Consider the following 21,785-nt stretch of genomic DNA (forward strand, 5'->3'; position numbering starts at 1 on the left):
TCCAGCCCTTCTGCGGAGTCCGCCGGCATGACTTACACCAGCACCACCATGGCCTCCCCGGTGGGCGAATTGACCCTGGTCGCGAACGGCTCGAGACTCGCGGCCATCCTCTGGGAAAACGACAAACCCAACCGGGTCCGGCTCGGTGTGATGAACGAAGCGGCGGACCATCCGATCCTCGTGAACGCCCGACAACAATTGACTGAATATTTTGCCGGCAGCCGCCATCGTTTCGACCTGGAACTGGAGTTCACCGGAACCGATTTTCAGAAAAAGGTGTGGCAGGCGTTGCTGACCATTCCGTTCGGCGAAACCCGCAGCTACAGCCAGATCGCCGAACAGATCGGCCACCCGAGCGCGGTGCGGGCAGTGGGGGCGGCCAATGGCAGGAACCCGATCTCGATCATTGCACCGTGCCATCGGGTCATCGGCGCGTCAGGGAAACTCACCGGGTTTGCCGGCGGGCTCGAGGCAAAACAGTTGCTGCTGACGCTTGAAGGCGGGCAACGGGGCAGCACGGCCCGCCTCGAAGGTTTTTGATTGCTGTGAGAAGCGGCACAGCGATCAATCGAAAAGGGTTTTCATCGCCGCATACTGCAGCAGCATGATGGTCTTCGCGTCGCAGATCTCACCGCGATGGAACGCTTGCAGCGCCTCGTCGAACGACCACTCGAGCACCTCCAGCTCCTCGGTCTCTTCCTCCAGGCCGCCGCCCTCGCCGACTTTCGAATCGGCATCGTATTCGGCGATGAAGAAATGCAGTTTTTCGGTCACCGACCCGGGACTCATGTAGGCCTCGAACACCTTTTGCACATGGTGCACGCGATAGCCGGTCTCTTCCTCCGCTTCCTCGCGAATGCGCGTCTCCGGCGCGGCGCCTTCGAGCAAGCCCGCCGCCACTTCGATCAGCAAACCGTCGTGACCGTTGACGAACACCGGCAGGCGGAACTGCCGCGTCAGCACCACGCTGCGCTTATCGCGATTGAACAGCAGGATCGCCGCCCCATTGCCACGGTCATAGACCTCGCGGGTCTGGCGCTGCCAGTCGCCCTGGTTGCGCTGGTAATCGAAGGTGACTTTCTTCAGCAGATACCAATCGTGGGACAGCACCCGGGACTCGATGATCCTGACCCGCTCAGCGGTGTTCGACATGACTGTGCATCCTTGTCAGCGGCAGAAAAAAGCTCATCCTAGACGGCAAGAGCGCTTCAGGAAAGCTGCGCCTTGTACTCCTTCTCGTATTGCCCGGCCAGCGTCTCTTTCTGCTTGTCGTCGAGCAGTTTGCCGGCCATCTGGAAGAATTTCTGCTCTTCTTCCTTCAGGTGGTGATGGACTTTTTCACTGAGCTTCTTCGCAGTGGCCAGCCAGGCCGGGCTGGACATCTCGGTCTCGTCGAGTTCTTCCATCATTTCGTCCATCTCATGATGCTCGGCAATCGCGTGGCGACTGAGGTCGACGCCATTGTCGAACGCCATCAACGGGATGTAGAAATGCCGCTCTTCAGCGGTTTCATGTGCCTGCAGCTCGGACTTCAACTGCTTGTACGCCTCGACCCGTTCCGGGGTGTCGCCACTGGTCTCGACCAGTGCCTTGGCGTAGGTGCGCTGGCGCTCGTGGCTTTCGCGCAGGGCTTCAAAAATATTCATGGGCAATCCTCATTGGCCGCGCTCTGAAATGACGCTCTTGAGGCTAGACAGCTGCGCACTGACAACGGTTCCTCCTGGGGATGGAACAATCGCCGAGACCCGGATACCCTCCTGCCTCACCGCCATAAGGAAGTCGCCGATGACACTGACAATCGAACGGTCGCAAAACCCGACCCCGGAAGACCGCGAAGCAATACTCGCACCGTTGCGGGCCTACAACGTGGCGCAAGCGGGTGACGGCAAAGCCGAACCGCTTGCCCTGCTGGTGCGCGATGACCAGGGCGAGATCCTCGGCGGCTTGTACGGGCGTTTTTTCTACCGATGGTTGTTCATCGAATTGCTCTCGGTGCCGGAACAGGCCCGTGGCGACGGCATGGGGTCGCAACTGATGCGCATGGCCGAAGACCTGGCGCGGGAAAAGGAATGCGTGGGGATCTGGCTGGACACCTTCAGCTTTCAGGCGCCTGCGTTCTACCAGAAAATGGGATACAGCGAACTGGGCCAGATCGTCGACTACCCGCCAGGGCATCGGCGGCACTTTTTCCAGAAGCGCCTGATCGATTGATCAGGCAATAAAAACCGGTGGAAGCGAGCCTGCTCGCTCCCACCGTGATCAGAAGGTCACAGGCAAGTGGCCAACGCTGCCAGCCGGCGCTTGGCGACAAAATCGTCGTGCTGCGCGTAGTAATTCAATGCCGTTCCGGACGCGTCCTCGCTGATGTCGACAAAGGACTCCGCCGAACGCGTGTAGACGGTCGACCCGCCCTTCTTGCCCGGCTGCAGGTACGCCCCCGCATCGACGCCGAACACCGCTTCATCCTGCCAGGCGAACTGCACGCACTGGGCAACGACTTTTTCCGGTTTGTCCGAGGTCAGGACTTTGTTCGGGGCGCCGGTACGGGCATCGTCCATGACCGAACCGGCGCAGCCCGCCAGCAAGGTTACCGCCAAGGCCACCATCAGTATTCGCATTGCGTGTGCTCATCAGGAAAAAGCCGACTGTATCACCGTGGGCCGGTGTATCGTTCTGCTTTACTGCAAAAGTCCCCTCCGTCATCCACACCCAAGGAGCCTCCATGGCGACACCCGAACAGCAACACGAGCAGGCGCTGAAGCGGTTTCTCGATGAGCGCCCCGAGTTGCGCGTCGAACTGGACAACCTCAATCCGCTGCTGGCCCAGGCCAAAGGCGAAACCGCAGCGCAGTTTCGCGAGGAACGTTTGCATGAGGCGTTCGAGGCCGAGGCCGAGCGCCTGGGCTTGTTTGCCTGGGAGCTGACCCTGCAACTGACCGCCGCAACAGCCCAGGACTACGAGTCCCAGCGCCTGGAGGTGCACCGCGAAGTGGCCGAGATGGCGGGGATGGACTGGCGGGAGTATTGCGAGTTATATGGATTGAATCCTTAACCCTCGCCGCCCAAGGAGCCTGTCGACGATGCTGCCTTCGTCCACCACTGCCCACGCCAGTCCGGGGCACCTGCATACACAGAAATGGCGCGGGCGTGTCGGCCTGACCCTGGTGGCCGCGCTCTCGGTGCTCGCCGGCATGACCGATGCCATTGGCTTCATGGCCAGCGGCGACTTCGTTTCCTTCATGAGTGGCAACACCACCCGCCTCGCCGTGGCGATCAGCGACGGCGACCTCGGCCTGACCCTGCGCCTGCTGCTGGTGGTGGCCACGTTCGTCGTCGGCAATGCGCTGGGCATTGTCATCAGCCGAATCGGCGGACGCCGCGCACTGCCGTTGCTGCTGTGCATCGCCATGCTGCTGTGCGCGGCGGCAGCCTGGCCCTATGACGAACAACTGCCGGCACTGCTGGCGGCGATCATCGCCATGGGCATGCTCAATGCCGCCGTCGAAGAAGTGAACGGTTTGCCGGTGGGCCTGACCTACGTCACGGGCGCACTGTCGCGTTTCGGCCGGGGGCTGGGGCGCTGGATGCTGGGCGAACGGCGCAATGGCTGGCGGGTGCAATTGATCCCCTGGACCGGGATGTTCGCCGGGGCGGTGCTGGGGGCCGTGCTGGAACATCACCTCGGGCTTCAGGCGCTGTTTGTCAGCGGGTTGCTGGCCGGGATTCTGGGGGTGGTGTCGCTGAAGATTCCGCGGCGCTGGCAGTTGGGGTATATGCCGCGCTGAGCCCTGCGTTGACATGACTGGCCGCATCGCGAGCAGGCTCGCTGCCACCGGGATCCTGGCGTTCACAGAACCTGTCGGAGCGGGCTTGCTCCGGGCGGCGTTCCGACGATGGCCGCGACAAGGTCTCAAGCGAACACTTAGCCGCCCCACCGATAAAGCTTTATCATGGCCGCAGTTTCGCTGATCGAGTCCACCATGAAGTTCGCCATCACGCTGTTTTCCGCCGCTCACGCGCCCTCCTCGCGCCGCGCCCTGCTGTTCGCCCGGGCCGCGCTGGCCGGCGGGCACGAGATTGTCCGGCTGTTTTTCTATCAGGATGGCGTCTACAACGCGTCCGGCAGCGTGGTCACGCCCCAGGATGAAGAGGATTTGCCCCGGCAATGGCGCAGCTTCATCACCGAGCATCGACTCGATGGCGTGGTCTGCATCGCCGCCGCCCTGCGCCGTGGCGTACTGAACGCCGAAGAAGCCGCGCGCTATCAGCGTGAAGCCGTGGCGGTGGACGCGCCATGGGAACTGTCCGGCCTCGGCCAGTTACATGACGCGGTGCAGGACGCCGACCGTTTGATCTGTTTCGGAGGCGCATGACATGCCCACATCCTTGCTGGTGATCAGCCGCCAGGCGCCATGGTCCGGGCCGAGCGCACGCGAAGCGCTGGACATCGTGCTGGCCGGCGGCGCATTCGACCTGCCCATCGGCCTGCTGTTTCTCGATGACGGGGTGTTTCAGCTCGCCGCGAAACAAGACGCCAGGGCCCTGCAACAGAAAGACCTGAGCGCCAATCTGCAGGCCCTGCCGATGTTCGGGGTCGATGACCTGTTCGTCTGCGCCGACAGCGCCGCCGAACGCGGCCTGGACCCGACCGGCCTGGCACTTGAGGAAGCGCGGGTCTTGAGCGCCGAGGAAATCACTGCCCTTATTGACCGTTACGACCAGGTGGTCACCCTCTGATGTCGACTTTGCATGTGTTGTCTCATTCCCCGTTCGGCGACGATCGCCTGAACAGTTGCCTGCGCCTGATCGGCGCGAACGATGCGCTGCTGCTGACCGGCGACGCGGTGTATGCGTTGCAGCCCGGCACCGCACCGTTCAATGCCCTGAACGCGCGCGCGCCGACGCTGTTCGTGCTCACCGAAGACGCCCAGGCCCGCGCCCTGGACATTCCCGGTACGGCCAAGGGCATCGACTACCCGGCCTTCGTCGAGCTGTCGCTGCACTATGACAAGGTCAACAGTTGGCTATGAACGCATTGACGGTCGGCGCCCGCGCCATCGAGTTGGACAAGGACGGCTTCCTGGTCGAGCTGAGCGACTGGTCCGCCGAGGTCGCCAGTGCCCTGGCGGCCGCCGAAGGCATCGAGCTGAGCCCAGAACACTGGGAAGTCCTCGAACTGTTGCGCGGGTTCTATGCCGAATACCAGCTGTCACCGGCCACGCGCCCGTTGATCAAATACACCGCGTTGAAACTCGGTCCGGAAAAAGGCAACAGCCTGCACCTGAACCGACTGTTCAAAGGCACCCCTGCCAAACTCGCCGCAAAACTGGCGGGCCTGCCCAAACCGACGAATTGCCTATGACCGACTACCCAGCGTTGACCCTAGAGACGCCCGCCGAGCACCCGTTCGCCCAGTTCGTGCGCATCCTTGGCAAAGGCAAGCGTGGTGCCCGCGACCTGACCCGGGCCGAAGCCCGTGAGGCCATGGGCATGGTGCTCGACGAGCAGGTCGAGGAGACCCAGCTCGGCGCCTTCCTGATGCTGTTGCGGCACAAGGAAGAAAGCGCCGAGGAAATGGCCGGGTTCACCGAAGCCCTGCGCGAACGCTTGCAGGCACCGGCACTGCAGGTGGATCTGGACTGGCCAACCTATGCGGGCAAGAAACGCCACCTGCCGTGGTACCTGCTGACGGCCAAGTGCCTGGCGCAAAATGGCCTGCGCGTGTTCATGCACGGCGGCGGCGCGCACACCGCCGGGCGGCTGTACAGCGAGCAACTGCTGGACACCCTGAAGATCCCGTTGTGCCGCAACTGGCAACAAGTCGGCGACGCCCTGGACAACGGCGGCCTGGCGTTCATGCCCCTGGTGGACTGGGCGCCACAACTGCAACGCATGATCGACCTGCGCAACACCCTGGGCCTGCGCTCCCCCATCCATTCCCTGGCGCGCATCCTCAATCCGCTGGGCGCGCGCTGTGGCCTGCAGAGCATTTTCCACCCCGGGTATCAGGCCGTGCACCGCGATGCCAGCGGCTTGCTCGGCGACACCGCCATCGTGGTCAAAGGCGACGGTGGCGAGATCGAAATCAACCCGGATGCCGACAGCCACCTGTACGGCACCACGGGCGGCCAAAGCTGGGACGAGGAATGGCCGCAGTTATCCGCGCAGCGCCACGTCAAGCCGGCCGCGCTCGATCCGGAACATCTGAAAGCCGTGTGGCGCGGCGACGTGGTCGACAGCTACCCGCAAATGGCCTTGATCGCCACCATGGCCCTGGCGTTGCGCGGCCTTGGCCAGCCACGCGAGCAGGCTTTCGAAACGGCCCAACAGTATTGGGACGCGCGAGACAAATCGATTTAATCGATAATAGCTGTTTAATCTTTGCGCTTTTTTATCGAACCTATCGGAATAGACTCCTCTCCAATCGTTAAAGGTTGAGGAGTCTGAACATGGGTTTGCTCGTCGAAGGTCGTTGGCAGGACACGTGGTACGAAAGCAGCAAGGATGGCGCATTCCAGCGTGAACAGGCGCAGCGGCGCCATTGGGTCACGGCGGACGGCCAGCCCGGCCCGAGCGGGGTCGGTGGCTTTGCCGCCGAGGCCGGTCGCTACCACCTCTACGTCTCGCTGGCCTGTCCGTGGGCGCACCGCACGCTGATCCTGCGCAAACTCAAGGGCCTGGAAAACCTGATCGACGTCTCGGTGGTCAGTTGGCTGATGCTGGAAAACGGCTGGACCTTCGATCAACAGCTGGGCTCGACCGGCGACCGGCTCGATCACTTCGAGTTCATGCACCAACGCTACACCGCCGACACGGCCGACTACACGGGGCGCGTCACGGTGCCGGTGCTGTGGGACAAGCAACAGAAGCGCATCGTCAGCAACGAATCGGCGGAGATCATCCGCATGTTCAACAGCGCCTTCGACGACCTAACCGGCAATGACCTGGACTTCTACCCCGCCCCGTTGCGCGGCGAAATCGATGCGCTCAACGAACGGATTTATCCCGCCGTGAACAATGGCGTGTACCGCGCCGGCTTTGCAACGTCGCAGCAGGCCTACGAAGAAGCCTTCGATGACGTGTTTGCGGAACTGGATCACCTGGAAGGGTTACTCGACGCCAATCGCTATCTGGTCGGCGAATACCTGACCGAAGCCGATATTCGGCTGTTCACCACGCTGATTCGCTTTGATGCGGTGTACCACGGGCACTTCAAATGCAACCTGCGGCGCATTGCCGATTACCCGAACCTGTCGAACTGGCTGCGGGAACTCTATCAGTGGCCGGGGATTGCCGAGACGGTGGACTTCACCCACATCAAGCATCACTACTACGGCAGCCACAAGACCATCAACCCGACGGGGGTCGTGCCCAAGGGGCCGGAACAGGACTTCACCGTAGCCCATGATCGGGCGCGGTTGAGTGGCAAAGGGGTTTGGCGCAGGGTTTGACAGCTTGAAGCATCGCGAGCAGGCTCGCTCCCACAGGGATTTGTGAATGACACAAGTCAGTGTGGCAGCGAGCCTGCTCGCGATGGGGGCGACGCGGACTTCAGACCTGCGCCTGAGCCCCCTCGAACCACGCCAGTTTCTCGCGCAGTTGCACCACTTCCCCGACGATCACCAGTGTCGGCGCATGCACCTCGTGCTCAGCCACCAGTTCCGAGAGGTTCGCCAGGGTGCCGGTGAACACGCGCTGATTGGCCGTCGTACCCTGCTGAATCAACGCCGCCGGCGTGTCAGCAGCTCGACCATGCTGGATCAACTGCTCGCAGATGATCGGCAAGCCCACCAACCCCATGTAAAACACCAGGGTTTGCGCCGGGGACACCAGGTCGGCCCAGGGCAGGTCGGTGGAGCCGTCTTTCAGGTGACCGGTGACGAACCGTACCGACTGCGCGTAATCGCGGTGGGTCAACGGAATCCCGGCATACGCCGCACAACCGCTCGCGGCAGTAATGCCCGGCACGACCTGGAACGGGATGCCCTGGGCGGCCAGCTCTTCGATCTCCTCGCCACCACGGCCGAAGATGAACGGGTCACCGCCCTTCAACCGCACCACCCGCTTGCCCTGCCGGGCCAGTTCCACCAATTGCTGGTTGATCTGATCCTGGGGCACGGCGTGATCGGCGCGACGCTTGCCGACATAGACCCGCTCGGCATCACGACGGCACAGGTCAAGAATCGCCGGCGCCACCAGACGGTCGTAGAGCACCACGTCGGCTTGCTGCATCAAGCGCAATGCGCGGAAGGTCAGCAGGTCGGGATCGCCCGGCCCGGCGCCCACCAGATACACCTCGCCCGTGGCCACAGGCGCTTGGCCAGCAATTTTCGCTTGCAGCAGGCGCTCGGCTTCGGCGCCCTGCCCGGCCAGTTGGCGGTCGGCAATCGGCCCCTGGAACACATCCTCCCAGAATGCCCGGCGCTGCTGGACATCTGGGAACAGGCCCTTGACCTGATGACGGAAGCGCGCCGCCAGACCGGCCAGTTGGCCGTAGGTGGAAGGAATCCAGGTTTCCAGCTTGGCCCGGATCAACCGCGCCAGCACCGGTGCATCCCCGCCGCTGGACACGGCGATGATCAATGGCGAACGGTCGACGATCGCCGGAAAAATCACACTGCACAGCGCAGGCGCATCCACCACGTTGACGGGCACGCAGCGCCGGTGGGCGTCAGCGGACACCTGCGCGTTGAGCGGTTCGTCGTCAGTGGCGGCAATGATCAGCGCGCACCCGTCCAGGTCCGATTCGAGGTAGCCCCGCAACAGGCACTCACCCGCGCTGGCGACCACCAGTTCACGCAGTTGTTGTTCGATGTCGGGTGCAACCACCCGCAGCTGCGCACCGGCATCGGCCAGCAGGCGGGATTTGCGCAACGCAATCTCCCCCCCACCGACGACCAACACACGACTGCCGCGCAGGTTGTGAAACAGCGGCAGATAGTCCATTTAGCCGATGACCTCAAGGCCACCCATGTACGGCTTCAGCACGTCCGGCACGCGGATCGAACCGTCGGCCTGCTGGTAGTTTTCCAGCACCGCCACCAGGGTACGACCGACCGCCAGGCCGGAGCCGTTCAGGGTGTGCACCAGTTCCGGCTTGCCGGTTTCCGGGTTGCGGAAACGCGCCTGCATGCGTCGGGCCTGGAAGTCGCCGCAGTTGGAGCACGACGAGATCTCACGGTATTTGTCCTGGCTGGGGATCCATACTTCCAGGTCGTAGGTCTTGACCGCGCTGAAGCCCATGTCGCCGGTGCACAGCGCCAGGGTGCGGTAAGGCAGCTCCAGCAATTGCAGGACTTTCTCGGCGTTGGCGGTCAGGCCTTCCAGCGCTTCCATCGATTTCGACGGCTCGACGATCTGCACCATCTCGACCTTGTCGAACTGGTGCTGGCGGATCATGCCGCGGGTATCGCGACCCGACGCACCGGCTTCACTGCGGAAGCACGGGGTGTGGGCGACGAACTTGATCGGCAGCAGTTTCGCATCGACGATTTCGCCCGCGACAATGTTGGTCAGCGACACTTCGGCAGTCGGGATCAGGTACAGGTCGGCTTCGCCTTCGCGCCCGATCTTGAACAGGTCCTCTTCGAACTTCGGCAGTTGACCGGTGCCTTGCAGCGCCGGCGCCTGGACCAGATAAGGCGTGTAGGCCTCCTCGTAGCCATGCTCGGTGACGTGCAGGTTGATCATGAATTGCGCCAGGGCGCGATGCAGGCGTGCAATCGGGCCACGCAACAGGGCAAACCGCGCGCCGGACAGCTTGGCGGCGGTTTCGAAGTCGAGCCAGCCGAATTTCTCACCCAGCGCCACGTGGTCCTGGACCGGGAAGTCGAATGCAGTCGGCGTGCCCCAGCGGCGCACTTCGACGTTGCCTTCTTCGTCGGCACCGACCGGCACGGATTCGTGCGGCAGGTTGGGAATGCCCAGCAGGATCGCATCCAGCTCGGTCTGGATCGCGTCCAACTCGACCTTGCCGGCGCTCAATTCGTTCGCCATGCGTTCGACGTCCGCCATCAGCGGCGCGATGTCTTCGCCGCGCTGCTTGGCCTGACCGATGGATTTGGAGCGCGCATTACGTTCAGCCTGCAGTGCTTCGGTGCGGGTCTGGACAGTCTTGCGCTGTTCTTCCAGCGCTTCGATGCGCGCAACATCCAGCGTGTAGCCACGGGATGTCAGGCGGTCCGCTACGTTCTGAAGATCGCTACGTAACAGTTTGGAATCGAGCATGTCGGTCTCTCGTTATCAAAGTTTGGTCAAGGACAGGCCGGCCCAGGTGGCGAGCAGCCCGCCGAATACGCTGATGGCAGCATAGCCCAGGGCCAGCGGCACTTGCCCGCTTTCCAGCAGGCGCACCGTATCCAGTGAAAAGGATGAAAAAGTCGTCAGCCCCCCGAGGAAGCCGACCATCAGCCCGGCACGCACCTCGATCGGTACTTCCGGGCGTATCAAAAACAGACCGTATAGAACGCCGATCAGCAAACAGCCGACGATATTAACGGCGAGCGTCGCGGTATAGAAGTGCCGTGGCCAATTCGCGTTGACCCAGTTGCCGGTGGCAAAGCGCAATAGCGTGCCGGCGATCCCGCCGACGGAAACTGCAACGATCAATGGAAGCACTATTTTCTCCGCTGCCTTGGGCTCAGGCGGTCCAGTTGGGCGAGGTGGTTGAGCTTCTCGCCGATCTTCAACTCCAGGCCACGGGGCACCGGCTGGTAGAACGGTTGAGGCGCAAGCTCCTCAGGGAAGTAATCTTCGCCCGCCGCGTAGGCATCGGGCTCATCGTGGGCGTAACGGTATTCGTCGCCATAGCCCAATTGCTTCATCAGCTTGGTGGGCGCATTGCGCAGGTGCAACGGCACTTCCAGCGAACCGTGCTCGGCGGCACTGCGCATCGCGGCCTTGAAGCCCATGTACACCGCGTTGCTCTTCGGTGCGCAGGCCAGATACGTAATGGCCTGGGCCACCGCCAGCTCGCCTTCGGGGCTGCCCAGGCGCTCCTGCACGTCCCACGCCGCCAGACACAGGCTCAGCGCGCGGGGATCGGCGTTGCCGATGTCTTCACTGGCCATGCGCACCACGCGCCGGGCCAGGTACAGCGGATCGCAGCCGCCGTCGATCATCCGCGCGAACCAGTACAGGGCGCCGTCGGGATTGGAGCCGCGGACCGACTTGTGCAGTGCGGAAATCTGGTCGTAGAACGCCTCGCCGCCCTTGTCGAAGCGCCGGCGGGTATCGCCGAGCAGGCTCTGCAACAGGTCGACACCGATTTCGCTGTGGTCTTCCGCCAGGTCCGAGGCATTTTCCAGCAGGTTGAGCAGACGCCGGCCATCGCCGTCGGCGGCGGACAACAGCATCTGGAAGCCTTCATCGCTGAGGGTCAGGTCGCGCTTGCCCAGGCCGCGCTCTTCGGTCAACGCACGCTGCACCAGTTTGCGCAGCGCCGCCTCGTCGAGGCTCTTGAGCACATAGACCCGCGCCCGGGACAGCAAGGCGTTATTGAGTTCGAACGAGGGGTTTTCGGTGGTGGCACCGATGAAAATCAGCGTGCCGTCTTCAACGTAGGGGAGAAACGCATCCTGCTGGGATTTGTTGAAGCGGTGCACTTCATCGACGAACAGGATGGTGCGCTTGCCGTACTGCCCGGCCTGCTGCTTGGCGATTTCCACCGCCTGGCGAATCTCCTTGACCCCGGCCAGGACCGCCGAGACCGTTTCGAAGTGCGCATCGGAGACTTCGGCGAGCAAGCGCGCCAAGGTGGTCTTGCCCACGCCAGGCGGCCCCCAGAAAATCATCGAGTGCAGCGCCCCCTGCTCCAGCGCCTCGCGCAATGGCTTGCCACGAGCGAGCACGTGTTCCTGGCCGACGTACTCGTCCAGATTGGTCGCACGCAAGCGCGCGGCCAGGGGCTGAGCTATCGGGGCGCTGCGAAACAGGTCCATCACTACCTCTGAAACCTTATTGGAGTCCTGATGCCGACAGGTGTAACACCTTTCCCCTCGGTGGGCGCGGGCTTGCTCGCGAAGACGTCGGCACATTCAACAGGGATGCAACCTGACACACCGCGCTCGCGAGCAAACCCGTTTCCACAGGGATCTGGCGGTTTACTCCTGAATCACGTCTGCACCTTTCGGCACATCGAACCTGAACCTGGAGGCCGGGATCGGCTCGTTGGCCTTCACGCCGGTGAACAGGATGTTGGTGCGCTGACCGACGCTGTCGATCAGCTGCATGTCATTGACCAGGCCATTGCGGAACGACAGGCGCAGGCTGTCGAACAGGGTGTCCCGGGTTTTCGGCTTCAGGGTGAAGTCGATCACGCCACCGGCTTCCTTGGCACTGATGTCGAAGCTCTGGCTGATCTTGGACACATCGCCGGACAACAGCAATGCCGGGGTCTGGCTCAGGCGCAGGTCGAGCGTCTTGATGGTGGCCTGCTCCAGGTCCGGGTCCCACAGGGTCACCTTCTTGCCGTCGGAGACCACGACCTGCTCGGCCGGCGCATCGGTGTGCCAGTAGAACAGGCCCGGGCGCTGCACCGACATCTCACCGGCGGTTTCCTGCAACTGGGTGCCGCTGCCATCGAGGGTCAGCTGGGAAAAACGCGCGGTCAGGGTCTGGGATTTTTCCAGCAGTTGGGTCAGGCGTGCCACGTCCTTGTCGTCGGCGTGGGCCGAAAGCGTGGTCAAGGCCAGTACCGGCAGCAATAGCATGCGAATCAGACGCATGGGAGTCCTCATAACAGTCGTGGGAATGTGGGTGGCGCCCAAGGGGGCGCCGCCCTTTCAATATCCGGTCAGTCGCGTACCGGGCCAGGGGCCAGGACTTCACGCGAGCCGTTGGTATTCATGGCCGTCACGACCCCGGCCATTTCCATGGCCTCGATCATGCGCGCGGCGCGGTTGTAGCCGATTTTCAGCTTGCGCTGAACCGCAGAAATGGAAGCCCGACGGCTTTCCAGTACGAATTGCACCGCTTCGTCGTACAGCGCGTCAGCTTCGGGATCGTCGCCGTCGCCACCGCCACTGCTGCCTTCAAAGCCACTGCCCGCCTCTTCGACACCGTTGAGGATGTCGTCGTTATACTCCGGCGCGCCGCGCAGTTTCCACGCCTCGACGACCCGGTGCACCTCGTCGTCGGACACGAATGCGCCGTGAACACGGATCGGCAGGCTGGTCCCGGGCGGCATGTAGAGCATGTCACCGTGGCCCAGCAGTTGCTCGGCACCGCCCTGGTCGATGATGGTCCGCGAGTCGATCTTGCTCGACACCTGGAACGCCATACGGGTCGGGATGTTGGCCTTGATCAGGCCGGTGATCACGTCCACCGACGGACGCTGGGTCGCGAGAATCAGGTGGATGCCTGCCGCCCGCGCCTTCTGGGCGATACGGGCGATCAGCTCTTCAACTTTCTTGCCGACGATCATCATCATGTCGGCGAACTCGTCGACGACCACGACAATGGTCGGCAGCTTCTGCAACAGCGGTGCCTCGTCGTGAATGCTTTCGCGCTTGTACAGCGGATCGCTCAGCGGCGTGCCGGCGTCCTGGGCTTCCTTGACCTTGGCGTTGAAGCCGGACAGGTTGCGCACGCCCATCTTCGCCATCAGCTTGTAGCGGCGCTCCATCTCCGCCACGCTCCAGCGCAGGGCGTTGGCCGCGTCCTTCATGTCGGTCACGACCGGGCACAGCAGGTGCGGAATGCCTTCGTAGATCGACAGCTCGAGCATTTTCGGGTCGATCATGATCAGCTTGGCGTCGTCCGGACCTGACTTGAACAGGATCGACAGGATCATCGCGTTCACGCCGACCGACTTACCGGAACCGGTCGTACCGGCCACCAGCAGGTGCGGCATCTTCGCCAGGTCGGTAATGACCGGCTTGCCACCGATGTCGTGGCCCAGGGCCAGGGTGACCGGGGATTTGAAATTGTCGTATTCCGGGGTCGACAGCACTTCGGAGAAGCGCACGATCTGCCGGTCTTCGTTGGGAATCTCGATACCGACGGTGGTCTTGCCTGGAATCACTTCCACCACCCGCACGCTGGTCACGGCCAGCGAACGCGCAAGGTCTTTTGCCAGGTTGGCGATGCGGCTGACCTTGACCCCGGCAGCCGGCTGGATTTCGTAACGGGTGATCACCGGGCCCGGATGGATCGAGTCCACCGCCACTTCGACACCGAATTCCTTGAGCTTGATCTCCAGCAAATGGCCGACCGCTGCCAGGGATTCAGGCGAGTAATTGAGTTGTTTCTTCTCGGCCGGATCGAGAATCGAGATCGGCGGCAAGGTGCCTTCGACGGCGCTGTCGACGAACAACGGCACCTGCTTTTCCTTTTCCACGCGTTTGCTCGGCGCGGCGGGTTTCATCGGCGCCGGGGCGATGACCGGCGGCACCTGCTTCTCGCGCTCCGACATGTGCTTGCTCAGGGCTTGCTCGCGCTCGATCAGGCGTTCCTTGACCTTGGCCTGTTCACGCTTGTCGGTCACGGTGGGGGCCACCACGTCATGCACGCGATCGTCGACTTCACGCAACTGCGCAACCAGCTGCTTGCGCTCCACGCGAGACGCCCACCAGCGATTGGCCGCGCCCTGGACCAGCTCGAACAGGTCGAGGGTGATCTTGCCGGTGACGTCCATCACCTTGAACCACGACAGATCGGTGAACACGGTCAGGCCAAACAGGAACAGGGCGATGAACAGCAAGGTGCTGCCCTGGATGTTCAACGCGTTGCGGGCCAGGTCGCCCAGGCTCTCGCCCAGTGCGCCGCCCGCGCCCGCCGGCAGGCCGGTCGGGGTATGGAAATGGATGTGCGCCAGCGCAGCGCCCGACAGCACCAGGAACACCAGGCCGATCAGGCGCCAGGAGAACAGCCAGCCACTCCACTGCCACGGTTCGTGGCGCTGGCGGAAAATCTGATACGCCTTGATCGCCAGCAGCAGCGGGAAGATGTAGGCGAAATAACCCAGCACCATGAACAGGATGTCGGCGCTGTAGGAGCCGGCCGGACCGCCAAAGTTCTGCACGTCATCGATCTTGCTGTTGTGGCTCCAGCCCGGATCGTCCTTGCCATAGGTCAGCAAGGCCATCATCAGGAACAGGCACAAGGCACCGATGGCGATCAATGCACCTTCCTTGAGTCGGTAGTGCAAGTGCTGGCGCCAGAGCGGAACGACGGCTGGTTTGGGTGCTGCGGTGGATTTCTTCAAAACGCTTCTTTTCCTGCGCCTACGGCGCGTCCATCTGTTGAATGACTATAAAAACTGCCCAATCCAGGCAGGTAGAAAAGTTAACGTGCGCAACCGGACTACGCTTAACACTGCACTTTTAACATTGCACCGGGGTTTTTATAAACACGGCGCGCCCGGCTTATTTTGTTACAAACACTGTGACAACCGGCATTGTACGGGTTTGTTCGGCCGATGCCATGTTTGAGATGCTTGCATCCAGCATAGCCAACCGCGCATTTCATGCGATTCAATTTGAGCACGCATTCTCTTTTGTGACAAAGGCTTATGAGGTGTTTTTATGAGCGAGTCCAAGCATTGCCGCCTGATCATTCTGGGTTCCGGCCCTGCCGGTTACAGTGCGGCGGTGTATGCCGCTCGCGCCAACCTCAAACCCGTGGTCATTACCGGCATACAGGCAGGTGGCCAGCTCACCACCACGGTCGAAGTCGATAACTGGCCCGGTGATGTGGAAGGCCTGACCGGACCGGCCTTGATGGAACGCATGCAAAAACACGCCGAACGCTTTGACACAGAGATTGTTTACGACCACATCCATACGGCCAAGTTGCAACAGCGGCCGCTCGAACTTACCGGCGACAGCGGAACTTATACCTGCGATGCGCTGATTATTGCCACGGGCGCGTCGGCGCAATACCTGGGCCTGCCCTCGGAAGAGACGTTCGCCGGCAAAGGTGTTTCGGCCTGCGCCACCTGCGACGGGTTCTTTTATCGCAACCAGGTGGTGGCCGTGGTGGGCGGCGGCAATACCGCCGTCGAAGAAGCGCTGTACTTGTCGAACATTGCCAGGGAAGTGCACCTGATTCATCGTCGCGATAAATTGCGCGCGGAAAAAATCCTCCAGGACAAACTGTTCGAAAAGGCCGCCAACGGCAATATCCGCCTGCACTGGAACCAGCATCTCGATGAAGTCCTCGGCGACGCCAGCGGCGTGACCGGTGCCCGCCTGCGCGACAGCCACACCGGCGACACCCGTGAGCTGCCGCTGGCCGGCGTGTTCATCGCCATCGGCCACAAGCCCAACACCGACCTGTTCATCGGCCAACTGGACATGCACGACGGCTACCTGAAGGTCCGGGGCGGCAGCGAGGGCGATGCCACTGCCACCGCGATTGCCGGCGTGTTCGCTGCCGGTGACGTCGCTGACCACGTCTATCGCCAGGCCGTGACCTCTGCCGGCGCCGGTTGCATGGCGGCCCTGGACGCTGAAAAATACCTCGACGACATTCCGACCGTTTGACGGCAAACTCCACGGTGGGCCCTCGCCCACCCCTGCCCTCCCCTTCTGTAAGCCCGGACGCCATGCTGACTTGGTTACAACGCAACTCCCTGACATTCCCGCCGCTGGAAAAAGCCATGCGCGAACCCAACGGGCTGCTGGCGGCAGGCGGCGACCTGTCCGCCGATCGCCTGGTCCAGGCCTATCGCCATGGCTGCTTCCCCTGGTTTTCCGAAGGCCAACCGATCCTGTGGTGGTCGCCAGACCCTCGCACCGTGCTATTTCCCGACGAACTGCATGTCTCGCGCAGCCTGAACAAGTTGCTGCGCCAGCAACGCTACCAGGTGACCTTCGATCAGGATTTTCCGGCGGTCATCCGCGCGTGCGCCGCACCCCGGCAGTACGCTGATGGCACCTGGATCACCGAAGCCATGCAGAACGCCTACCTCGAACTGCACCGGCGCGGCTACGCCCATTCGGTGGAAGTCTGGGACGATGGCCTGCTGGTCGGCGGCCTCTACGGCCTGGCAATGGGTCAACTGTTTTTCGGCGAGTCCATGTTCAGCCGCGCCGACAACGCCTCCAAATTCGGCTTTGCCAAGCTGGTCGAACATCTGAAAGACTCGGGTTTCGTGCTGATCGACTGCCAGATGCCCACCGATCATTTACACAGTCTCGGCGCCCGTGCCATCCCTCGCCGCGAGTTTGCCGGCTACCTGGCGCAGTATCTCGATCAGCGCAATCGCGCGACCTGGGTTTGCTGAGCGACTTTGGCGCGCTTGGCTTACACTTATTCAAAAGCTCATCCCGAGGGTTGATCATGACCGAGTTGGCGCGTTTGAAGTTTTATGCCACTCAGCCCCACTCTTGCAGTTATCTGCCCGAGGAGCAGGCCACGACGCTGTTCCTCGACCCCAGTCAGCCCATGGATGTGCATGTCTACGCAGACCTGTCGGAAATGGGTTTTCGTCGCAGCGGCGATCATCTCTACCGGCCTCATTGCCAGAATTGCAATGCGTGCGTCCCCGCACGCATTCCCGTGGCGCAATTTGCGCCCAACCGCCAGCAGAAACGCATCCTCAAGCGCAACGCCGACCTGCAGGTACGCCCCGTCAAGCCCAAGTTCAGCGAAGAATACTTCGAGTTGTACCAGCGCTACATCGAACAGCGGCATGCCGATGGCGACATGTACCCGCCCAGTCGCGATCAGTTCTCGACCTTCCTGGTACGCGACCTGCCGTTTTCACGCTTCTACGAATTCCGCCTCGACGGCCAGCTTCTGGCAGTTGCCGTGACCGACTTGCTGCCCAACGGCCTGTCGGCGGTCTACACCTTCTACGAACCCGCCGAAGAGCGTCGCAGCCTGGGGCGCTTCGCCATTCTCTGGCAAATCGCCGAAACCCAGCGGTTGCAGCTGGAAGCGGTTTACCTGGGCTACTGGATCAAAAACTGCAAAAAGATGAGCTACAAGACCCAATATCGCCCTATCGAACTGCTGATTAATCAGCGCTGGGTCATCCTGAACTAGAACCCCTTGGCGTAAACCCCATTTTTCGGGCACAATGCACGCCGCTTTTGCCTGGCGCAGTTGCACCGGGCCATTCATTGGACACCGAGGGCTTTACTGCATGTCGAAAGAAGACAGCTTCGAAATGGAAGGCACTGTCGTCGACACCCTGCCCAACACCATGTTTCGCGTGGAGTTGGAAAATGGGCACGTCGTAACCGCGCACATCTCCGGCAAGATGCGCAAGAACTACATTCGTATTCTTACCGGCGACAAAGTGCGCGTCGAGCTGACGCCCTATGACTTGAGCAAAGGGCGTATCACTTACCGCGCTCGCTAATCAGGTCAATACAGGACGCCCGGCATTGCCGGGCGTTTTTGTTTGCCCGGCATTTGATAGACCAACACCGGCCGAATGTGGGAGCGGGCTTGCTCGCGAATACGGAGGACCAGCTTGCATCCGAGGTGAATGTGCCGCCGTCTTCGCGAGCAAGCCCGCTCCCACAGTAGACTTGCGTGCATCAGGCAGACAGCAAAAAGGCGCCTTTCGGCGCCTTTTTGCGTGTCGCGGGAAACGTCAGGCCATTTCGGCAGTGGTTTCGAAGTCGAAGGTCAGCTCGCCGTCCTTGATGTCGATGTGCACCACACCGCCATGGTCGGCCAGTTCGCCAAACAGGATCTCCTCTGCCAGCGGACGCTTGATCTTGTCCTGGATCAAACGCGCCATCGGCCGCGCGCCCATTGCCGTGTCGTAACCACCCGCTGCCAGCCAGCTGCGTGCCGCATCGGTCACTTCCAGCTGCACACGCTTGTCTTCCAGCTGCGCCTGAAGCTCGGTAAGGAACTTGTCCACCACGCTCTTGATGACCTCATGGCTGAGGCGACCAAACTGGATAATGGTGTCCAGACGGTTGCGGAACTCCGGCGTGAAGCTCTTCTTGATCACTTCCATCGCATCGGACGAATGGTCCTGATGGGTGAAACCGATCGAAGCGCGCGCAGCCGTCTCGGCACCGGCGTTGGTGGTCATGATGACGATCACGTTGCGGAAATCCGCCTTGCGCCCGTTGTTGTCGGTCAACGTACCGTGGTCCATGACCTGCAACAGCAGGTTGAAGACTTCCGGATGCGCCTTTTCGATCTCATCGAGCAACAGCACGCAGTGCGGCTGCTTGGTGATGGCCTCGGTCAGCAGACCACCCTGGTCGAACCCGACATAGCCAGGGGGCGCACCGATCAGACGCGATACGGTGTGGCGCTCCATGTACTCGGACATGTCGAAGCGAACCAGCTCGATGCCCAGCGCCTTGGCCAACTGACGCGCAGCCTCGGTCTTACCGACACCGGTCGGCCCGGCGAACAGGAACGAACCGACGGGCTTGTCAGGCGACTTGAGGCCGGCACGGGACAGTTTGATGGCGGTCGACAGCGAGTCGATCGCGGCATCCTGGCCAAACACCGTCAGCTTCAGGTCCCGCTCGAGGTTACGCAGCAGTTCCTTGTCGGAGCTGGTGACGTGTTTCGGCGGAATCCGCGCGATTTTCGCAACGATGTCCTCGACCTGAGGCACTTCGATGCGCTTCACGCGTTTGTCGGCTGGCTGCAGTCGCTGGTAGGCGCCCGCTTCGTCGATGACGTCGATCGCCTTGTCCGGCATGTGCCGGTCATTGATGTAGCGCGAAGCCAGTTCGGCTGCGGCGCGCAGGGCCTCGTCACTGTATTCGATGTTGTGATGAAGCTCGAAACGCCCTTTCAGGCCGCGCAGAATGCCCACGGTATCTTCCACCGAAGGCTCCGAAACATCGACCTTCTGGAAGCGTCGTGCCAGCGCACGGTCCTTCTCGAAGATCCCGCGGAATTCCTGGAAGGTGGTCGAGCCGATGCACCGGATATCACCGGACGACAGCAGCGGTTTGAGCAGGTTCGAGGCATCCATCACTCCACCGGACGCTGCGCCCGCACCAATGATGGTGTGGATTTCGTCGATGAACAGGATCGCCTGCGGACGTTTTTTCAGCTCGCCGAGCAACGCCTTGAAGCGTTTCTCGAAATCGCCGCGGTATTTGGTCCCGGCCAGCAAGGCCCCCAGGTCGAGGGAGTACACCACGCTGTTGGCCAGCAGGTCCGGTACCTGATTGTCGACGATGCGCTTGGCCAGGCCTTCGGCGATCGCGGTTTTACCCACGCCCGCCTCGCCCACCAGCAACGGGTTGTTCTTGCGACGACGCGCCAGGATCTGCGCAACGCGCTCGACTTCGAGCTCGCGCCCCACCAGCGGATCGATACGACCCTGGCGCGCGAGTTCGTTGAGGTTGCTGGCATAAGCATCCAGAGGATTGCCTGAAGAAGAAGACTCACCGCCCTCATCGTCCTGCATATCTTGCTCACCTTCAGAGTGATCGCCGTGCCCCGGCACCTTGGAAATGCCATGGGCGATGTAGTTGACGACATCGATACGGGCAACGCTCTGCTGTTTCAGCAGGAACACTGCCTGACTTTCCTGTTCACTGAAGATCGCGACCAGCACGTTGGCGCCGGTCACTTCACGCTTGCCCGAGCTCTGCACATGAAAGACAGCACGCTGCAGAACACGCTGGAAGCCCAGGGTTGGCTGGGTCTCGCGGTCCTCGTCATGAACGGGGATCAATGGCGTGGTGGAGTCGATGAACTCCTGCAGGTCATGCTTGAGTTTGTCGAGGTTTGCGCCGCAGGCACGCAAAACGGTGGCGGCAGCCTCATTATCCAATAGGGCCAGCAGGAGATGCTCGACGGTCATGAATTCATGACGCTTCGAACGGGCCTCCTTGAAGGCTAGATTGAGGGTGACTTCGAGCTCGCGGTTTAACATAGCTTCACCTCATACCCAAGTGGTCGGCGATTAACCGTCCTTCTCGATTTCACAGAGTAGCGGATGCTGGCTTTCCCTGGCGTACTGGTTGACCTGCATGGCCTTCGTCTCGGCAATGTCGCGGGTAAACACTCCACATACTGCCCGTCCTTCTGTATGGACGGCCAGCATGACCTTGGTCGCCAGCTCGCGATTCAGGTTAAAAAACACCTCGAGCACTTCGACGACGAAATCCATCGGTGTGTAGTCATCATTGAACAAAACCACCTTGTACATCGGCGGCGCCTGTAAAGCAGGCTTGGCCTCCTGAACAGCAATGCCTGCGGAATCGTCGTCGTGTTCCTCCGGGCGATCATTCTGGAGAGTCGGGCGATCCTGATTGAATGTTAGTCGAATCTGGCTGATTGCATGCATGGAAAGAAAGGTTCGTCAGTTGTGCAAATACAGTATTGGGGGCGGTTTTTGATGATTTCAACACCGGCTGCCGGGTCACCTTGACTATCGGCAAAACGGTGTTACAACCAATAGAGCCCACAGTGGGTAAAAAAGGTCCGCCGAGTCAATCACATTTAAAGGATTTGGGTGCGGATGTACTGGATGATACTCCAGTGATGGAGTGCGTTGCAGAGGGATATGAGCATGGCAGTCGGCAAGGTGAAGTGGTTCAACAATGCAAAGGGATTCGGCTTCATCAACACCGACTCCCCAGTGGGTCGTGACGAGAAAGGCAAGTCCATCGACTTTTTTGTCCACTACTCTCACATCAACATGGACGGGTACAAGACCCTCAAGGCCGGGCAAGCCGTGAGCTTCGAGATCGTCCAGGGCCCCAAGGGGCTGCATGCGATCGACATCAAGGCGGCACCGGGGGAAAACCAGCCGGCTGTCGCCGCGCCTCAGGCAAGCACCGTATCGAGTTGACACCACCGGTCATCGCGTCATGAAAAAAACCGCCCGAAGGCGGTTT

At 61.7% G+C, this 21,785-nt stretch carries 26 protein-coding genes; 15 read left to right on the forward strand and 11 right to left on the reverse strand.

What is annotated here, in order from left to right:
* The first annotated feature begins 27 nt into the window (after window positions 1-27).
* Complete coding sequence (locus ACM6IM_RS16115; RefSeq protein ID WP_201190636.1) at window positions 28-540, forward strand: methylated-DNA--[protein]-cysteine S-methyltransferase; 513 nt, start codon at window positions 28-30, stop codon at window positions 538-540.
* Between the two features lie 24 nt (window positions 541-564).
* Here ACM6IM_RS16115 and ACM6IM_RS16120 read toward each other — a convergent pair whose 3' ends face one another.
* Window positions 565-1,152 (reverse strand): NUDIX domain-containing protein, encoded by a 588-nt coding sequence (locus tag ACM6IM_RS16120; RefSeq protein WP_414865688.1) that lies wholly within the window; start codon window positions 1,150-1,152, stop codon window positions 565-567.
* 56 nt (window positions 1,153-1,208) lie between these two features.
* Window positions 1,209-1,646 carry a hemerythrin domain-containing protein gene (locus ACM6IM_RS16125; protein ID WP_192304135.1) on the reverse strand — a complete coding sequence of 146 codons (438 nt, stop codon included), beginning with the start codon at window positions 1,644-1,646 and terminating at the stop codon, window positions 1,209-1,211.
* 139 nt (window positions 1,647-1,785) lie between these two features.
* Here ACM6IM_RS16125 and ACM6IM_RS16130 point away from each other — a divergent pair, with 139 nt between their 5' ends.
* Window positions 1,786-2,211: a GNAT family N-acetyltransferase gene (locus tag ACM6IM_RS16130; RefSeq protein WP_201190640.1), complete on the forward strand. Its 426-nt coding sequence runs from the start codon at window positions 1,786-1,788 to the stop codon at window positions 2,209-2,211.
* A gap of 56 nt (window positions 2,212-2,267) precedes the next feature.
* Here ACM6IM_RS16130 and ACM6IM_RS16135 read toward each other — a convergent pair whose 3' ends face one another.
* The gene (locus ACM6IM_RS16135; protein ID WP_371049420.1) at window positions 2,268-2,618 is read right to left on the reverse strand and encodes a hypothetical protein; all 351 of its coding nucleotides are present in this window, start codon (window positions 2,616-2,618) and stop codon (window positions 2,268-2,270) included.
* A gap of 104 nt (window positions 2,619-2,722) precedes the next feature.
* On the opposite strand from ACM6IM_RS16135, the gene ACM6IM_RS16140 reads away from it, so the two are divergent.
* From ACM6IM_RS16140 to ACM6IM_RS16175, 8 genes are all read left to right on the forward strand, one after another.
* Window positions 2,723-3,052 carry a DUF6388 family protein gene (locus ACM6IM_RS16140; protein ID WP_192304141.1) on the forward strand — a complete coding sequence of 110 codons (330 nt, stop codon included), beginning with the start codon at window positions 2,723-2,725 and terminating at the stop codon, window positions 3,050-3,052.
* 28 nt (window positions 3,053-3,080) lie between these two features.
* Window positions 3,081-3,785 (forward strand): YoaK family protein, encoded by a 705-nt coding sequence (locus ACM6IM_RS16145; protein ID WP_192304143.1) that lies wholly within the window; start codon window positions 3,081-3,083, stop codon window positions 3,783-3,785.
* Between the two features lie 195 nt (window positions 3,786-3,980).
* The gene (gene tusD / locus ACM6IM_RS16150; RefSeq protein ID WP_414865918.1) at window positions 3,981-4,373 is read left to right on the forward strand and encodes a sulfurtransferase complex subunit TusD; all 393 of its coding nucleotides are present in this window, start codon (window positions 3,981-3,983) and stop codon (window positions 4,371-4,373) included.
* A gap of 1 nt (window position 4,374) precedes the next feature.
* Window positions 4,375-4,737, forward strand: a complete 363-nt coding sequence (tusC, locus tag ACM6IM_RS16155; RefSeq protein WP_414865689.1) for a sulfurtransferase complex subunit TusC — start codon at window positions 4,375-4,377, stop codon at window positions 4,735-4,737.
* Entirely contained in the window at window positions 4,737-5,030 is a 294-nt protein-coding gene (gene tusB, locus ACM6IM_RS16160) for a sulfurtransferase complex subunit TusB (protein WP_414865690.1), read from the forward strand. The genes tusC and tusB overlap by 1 nt, the downstream gene beginning before the upstream one ends.
* Window positions 5,027-5,362: a TusE/DsrC/DsvC family sulfur relay protein gene (locus ACM6IM_RS16165; RefSeq protein ID WP_414865691.1), complete on the forward strand. Its 336-nt coding sequence runs from the start codon at window positions 5,027-5,029 to the stop codon at window positions 5,360-5,362. Before tusB ends, ACM6IM_RS16165 begins: the two co-directional genes overlap by 4 nt.
* A complete protein-coding gene (locus ACM6IM_RS16170; protein WP_414865692.1) occupies window positions 5,359-6,360 on the forward strand; it encodes a glycosyl transferase family protein in 1,002 nt (333 codons plus the stop codon). The genes ACM6IM_RS16165 and ACM6IM_RS16170 overlap by 4 nt, the downstream gene beginning before the upstream one ends.
* Window positions 6,361-6,449: 89 nt before the next feature.
* Entirely contained in the window at window positions 6,450-7,451 is a 1,002-nt protein-coding gene (locus tag ACM6IM_RS16175; protein ID WP_414865693.1) for a glutathione S-transferase family protein, read from the forward strand.
* 100 nt (window positions 7,452-7,551) lie between these two features.
* Here the strand turns inward: ACM6IM_RS16175 and cysG are convergent, their stop codons facing one another.
* The 6 genes from cysG to ACM6IM_RS16205 all read right to left on the reverse strand — a co-directional run bounded on the left by cysG (window position 7,552) and on the right by ACM6IM_RS16205 (window position 15,205).
* Window positions 7,552-8,946 carry a siroheme synthase CysG gene (gene cysG, locus ACM6IM_RS16180; protein WP_414865694.1) on the reverse strand — a complete coding sequence of 465 codons (1,395 nt, stop codon included), beginning with the start codon at window positions 8,944-8,946 and terminating at the stop codon, window positions 7,552-7,554.
* Window positions 8,947-10,227 carry a serine--tRNA ligase gene (gene serS, locus ACM6IM_RS16185; RefSeq protein ID WP_192304158.1) on the reverse strand — a complete coding sequence of 427 codons (1,281 nt, stop codon included), beginning with the start codon at window positions 10,225-10,227 and terminating at the stop codon, window positions 8,947-8,949.
* Between the two features lie 15 nt (window positions 10,228-10,242).
* Window positions 10,243-10,617 carry a fluoride efflux transporter CrcB gene (gene crcB, locus ACM6IM_RS16190; protein WP_027614675.1) on the reverse strand — a complete coding sequence of 125 codons (375 nt, stop codon included), beginning with the start codon at window positions 10,615-10,617 and terminating at the stop codon, window positions 10,243-10,245.
* A complete protein-coding gene (locus ACM6IM_RS16195) occupies window positions 10,617-11,939 on the reverse strand; it encodes a replication-associated recombination protein A (RefSeq protein ID WP_201190654.1) in 1,323 nt (440 codons plus the stop codon). The genes crcB and ACM6IM_RS16195 overlap by 1 nt, the downstream gene beginning before the upstream one ends.
* A gap of 162 nt (window positions 11,940-12,101) precedes the next feature.
* Window positions 12,102-12,725 (reverse strand): outer membrane lipoprotein chaperone LolA, encoded by a 624-nt coding sequence (gene lolA / locus ACM6IM_RS16200; RefSeq protein WP_192304164.1) that lies wholly within the window; start codon window positions 12,723-12,725, stop codon window positions 12,102-12,104.
* A gap of 68 nt (window positions 12,726-12,793) precedes the next feature.
* Entirely contained in the window at window positions 12,794-15,205 is a 2,412-nt protein-coding gene (locus ACM6IM_RS16205) for a DNA translocase FtsK (protein ID WP_201190656.1), read from the reverse strand.
* 319 nt (window positions 15,206-15,524) lie between these two features.
* Here ACM6IM_RS16205 and trxB point away from each other — a divergent pair, with 319 nt between their 5' ends.
* The 4 genes from trxB to infA all read left to right on the forward strand — a co-directional run bounded on the left by trxB (window position 15,525) and on the right by infA (window position 18,310).
* Window positions 15,525-16,484 (forward strand): thioredoxin-disulfide reductase, encoded by a 960-nt coding sequence (gene trxB, locus ACM6IM_RS16210; RefSeq protein ID WP_414865695.1) that lies wholly within the window; start codon window positions 15,525-15,527, stop codon window positions 16,482-16,484.
* Window positions 16,485-16,546: 62 nt separating this feature from the next.
* Window positions 16,547-17,227 (forward strand): leucyl/phenylalanyl-tRNA--protein transferase, encoded by a 681-nt coding sequence (gene aat, locus ACM6IM_RS16215; RefSeq protein ID WP_201190660.1) that lies wholly within the window; start codon window positions 16,547-16,549, stop codon window positions 17,225-17,227.
* A 56-nt stretch (window positions 17,228-17,283) separates the two neighbouring features.
* Entirely contained in the window at window positions 17,284-17,991 is a 708-nt protein-coding gene (locus ACM6IM_RS16220) for an arginyltransferase (protein ID WP_201190662.1), read from the forward strand.
* Window positions 17,992-18,091: 100 nt separating this feature from the next.
* On the forward strand, window positions 18,092-18,310 hold the full coding sequence (gene infA, locus ACM6IM_RS16225; protein WP_002553999.1) for a translation initiation factor IF-1: 219 nt from the start codon (window positions 18,092-18,094) through the stop codon (window positions 18,308-18,310).
* A 237-nt stretch (window positions 18,311-18,547) separates the two neighbouring features.
* On the opposite strand, the gene clpA is transcribed toward infA, so the two are convergent.
* Window positions 18,548-20,818, reverse strand: a complete 2,271-nt coding sequence (gene clpA / locus ACM6IM_RS16230; protein ID WP_192304175.1) for an ATP-dependent Clp protease ATP-binding subunit ClpA — start codon at window positions 20,816-20,818, stop codon at window positions 18,548-18,550.
* Window positions 20,819-20,848: 30 nt separating this feature from the next.
* Window positions 20,849-21,232 carry an ATP-dependent Clp protease adapter ClpS gene (clpS, locus tag ACM6IM_RS16235; RefSeq protein ID WP_192304177.1) on the reverse strand — a complete coding sequence of 128 codons (384 nt, stop codon included), beginning with the start codon at window positions 21,230-21,232 and terminating at the stop codon, window positions 20,849-20,851.
* 225 nt (window positions 21,233-21,457) lie between these two features.
* Between clpS and ACM6IM_RS16240 the strand changes: the two genes are divergently transcribed.
* Window positions 21,458-21,739 (forward strand): cold shock domain-containing protein, encoded by a 282-nt coding sequence (locus ACM6IM_RS16240; RefSeq protein WP_414865696.1) that lies wholly within the window; start codon window positions 21,458-21,460, stop codon window positions 21,737-21,739.
* Window positions 21,740-21,785 lie beyond the last annotated feature (46 nt).

Origin of the sequence: Pseudomonas sp. IT-P12 (genome assembly GCF_949767465.1) — a bacterium.
Taxonomy (GTDB): domain Bacteria; phylum Pseudomonadota; class Gammaproteobacteria; order Pseudomonadales; family Pseudomonadaceae; genus Aquipseudomonas.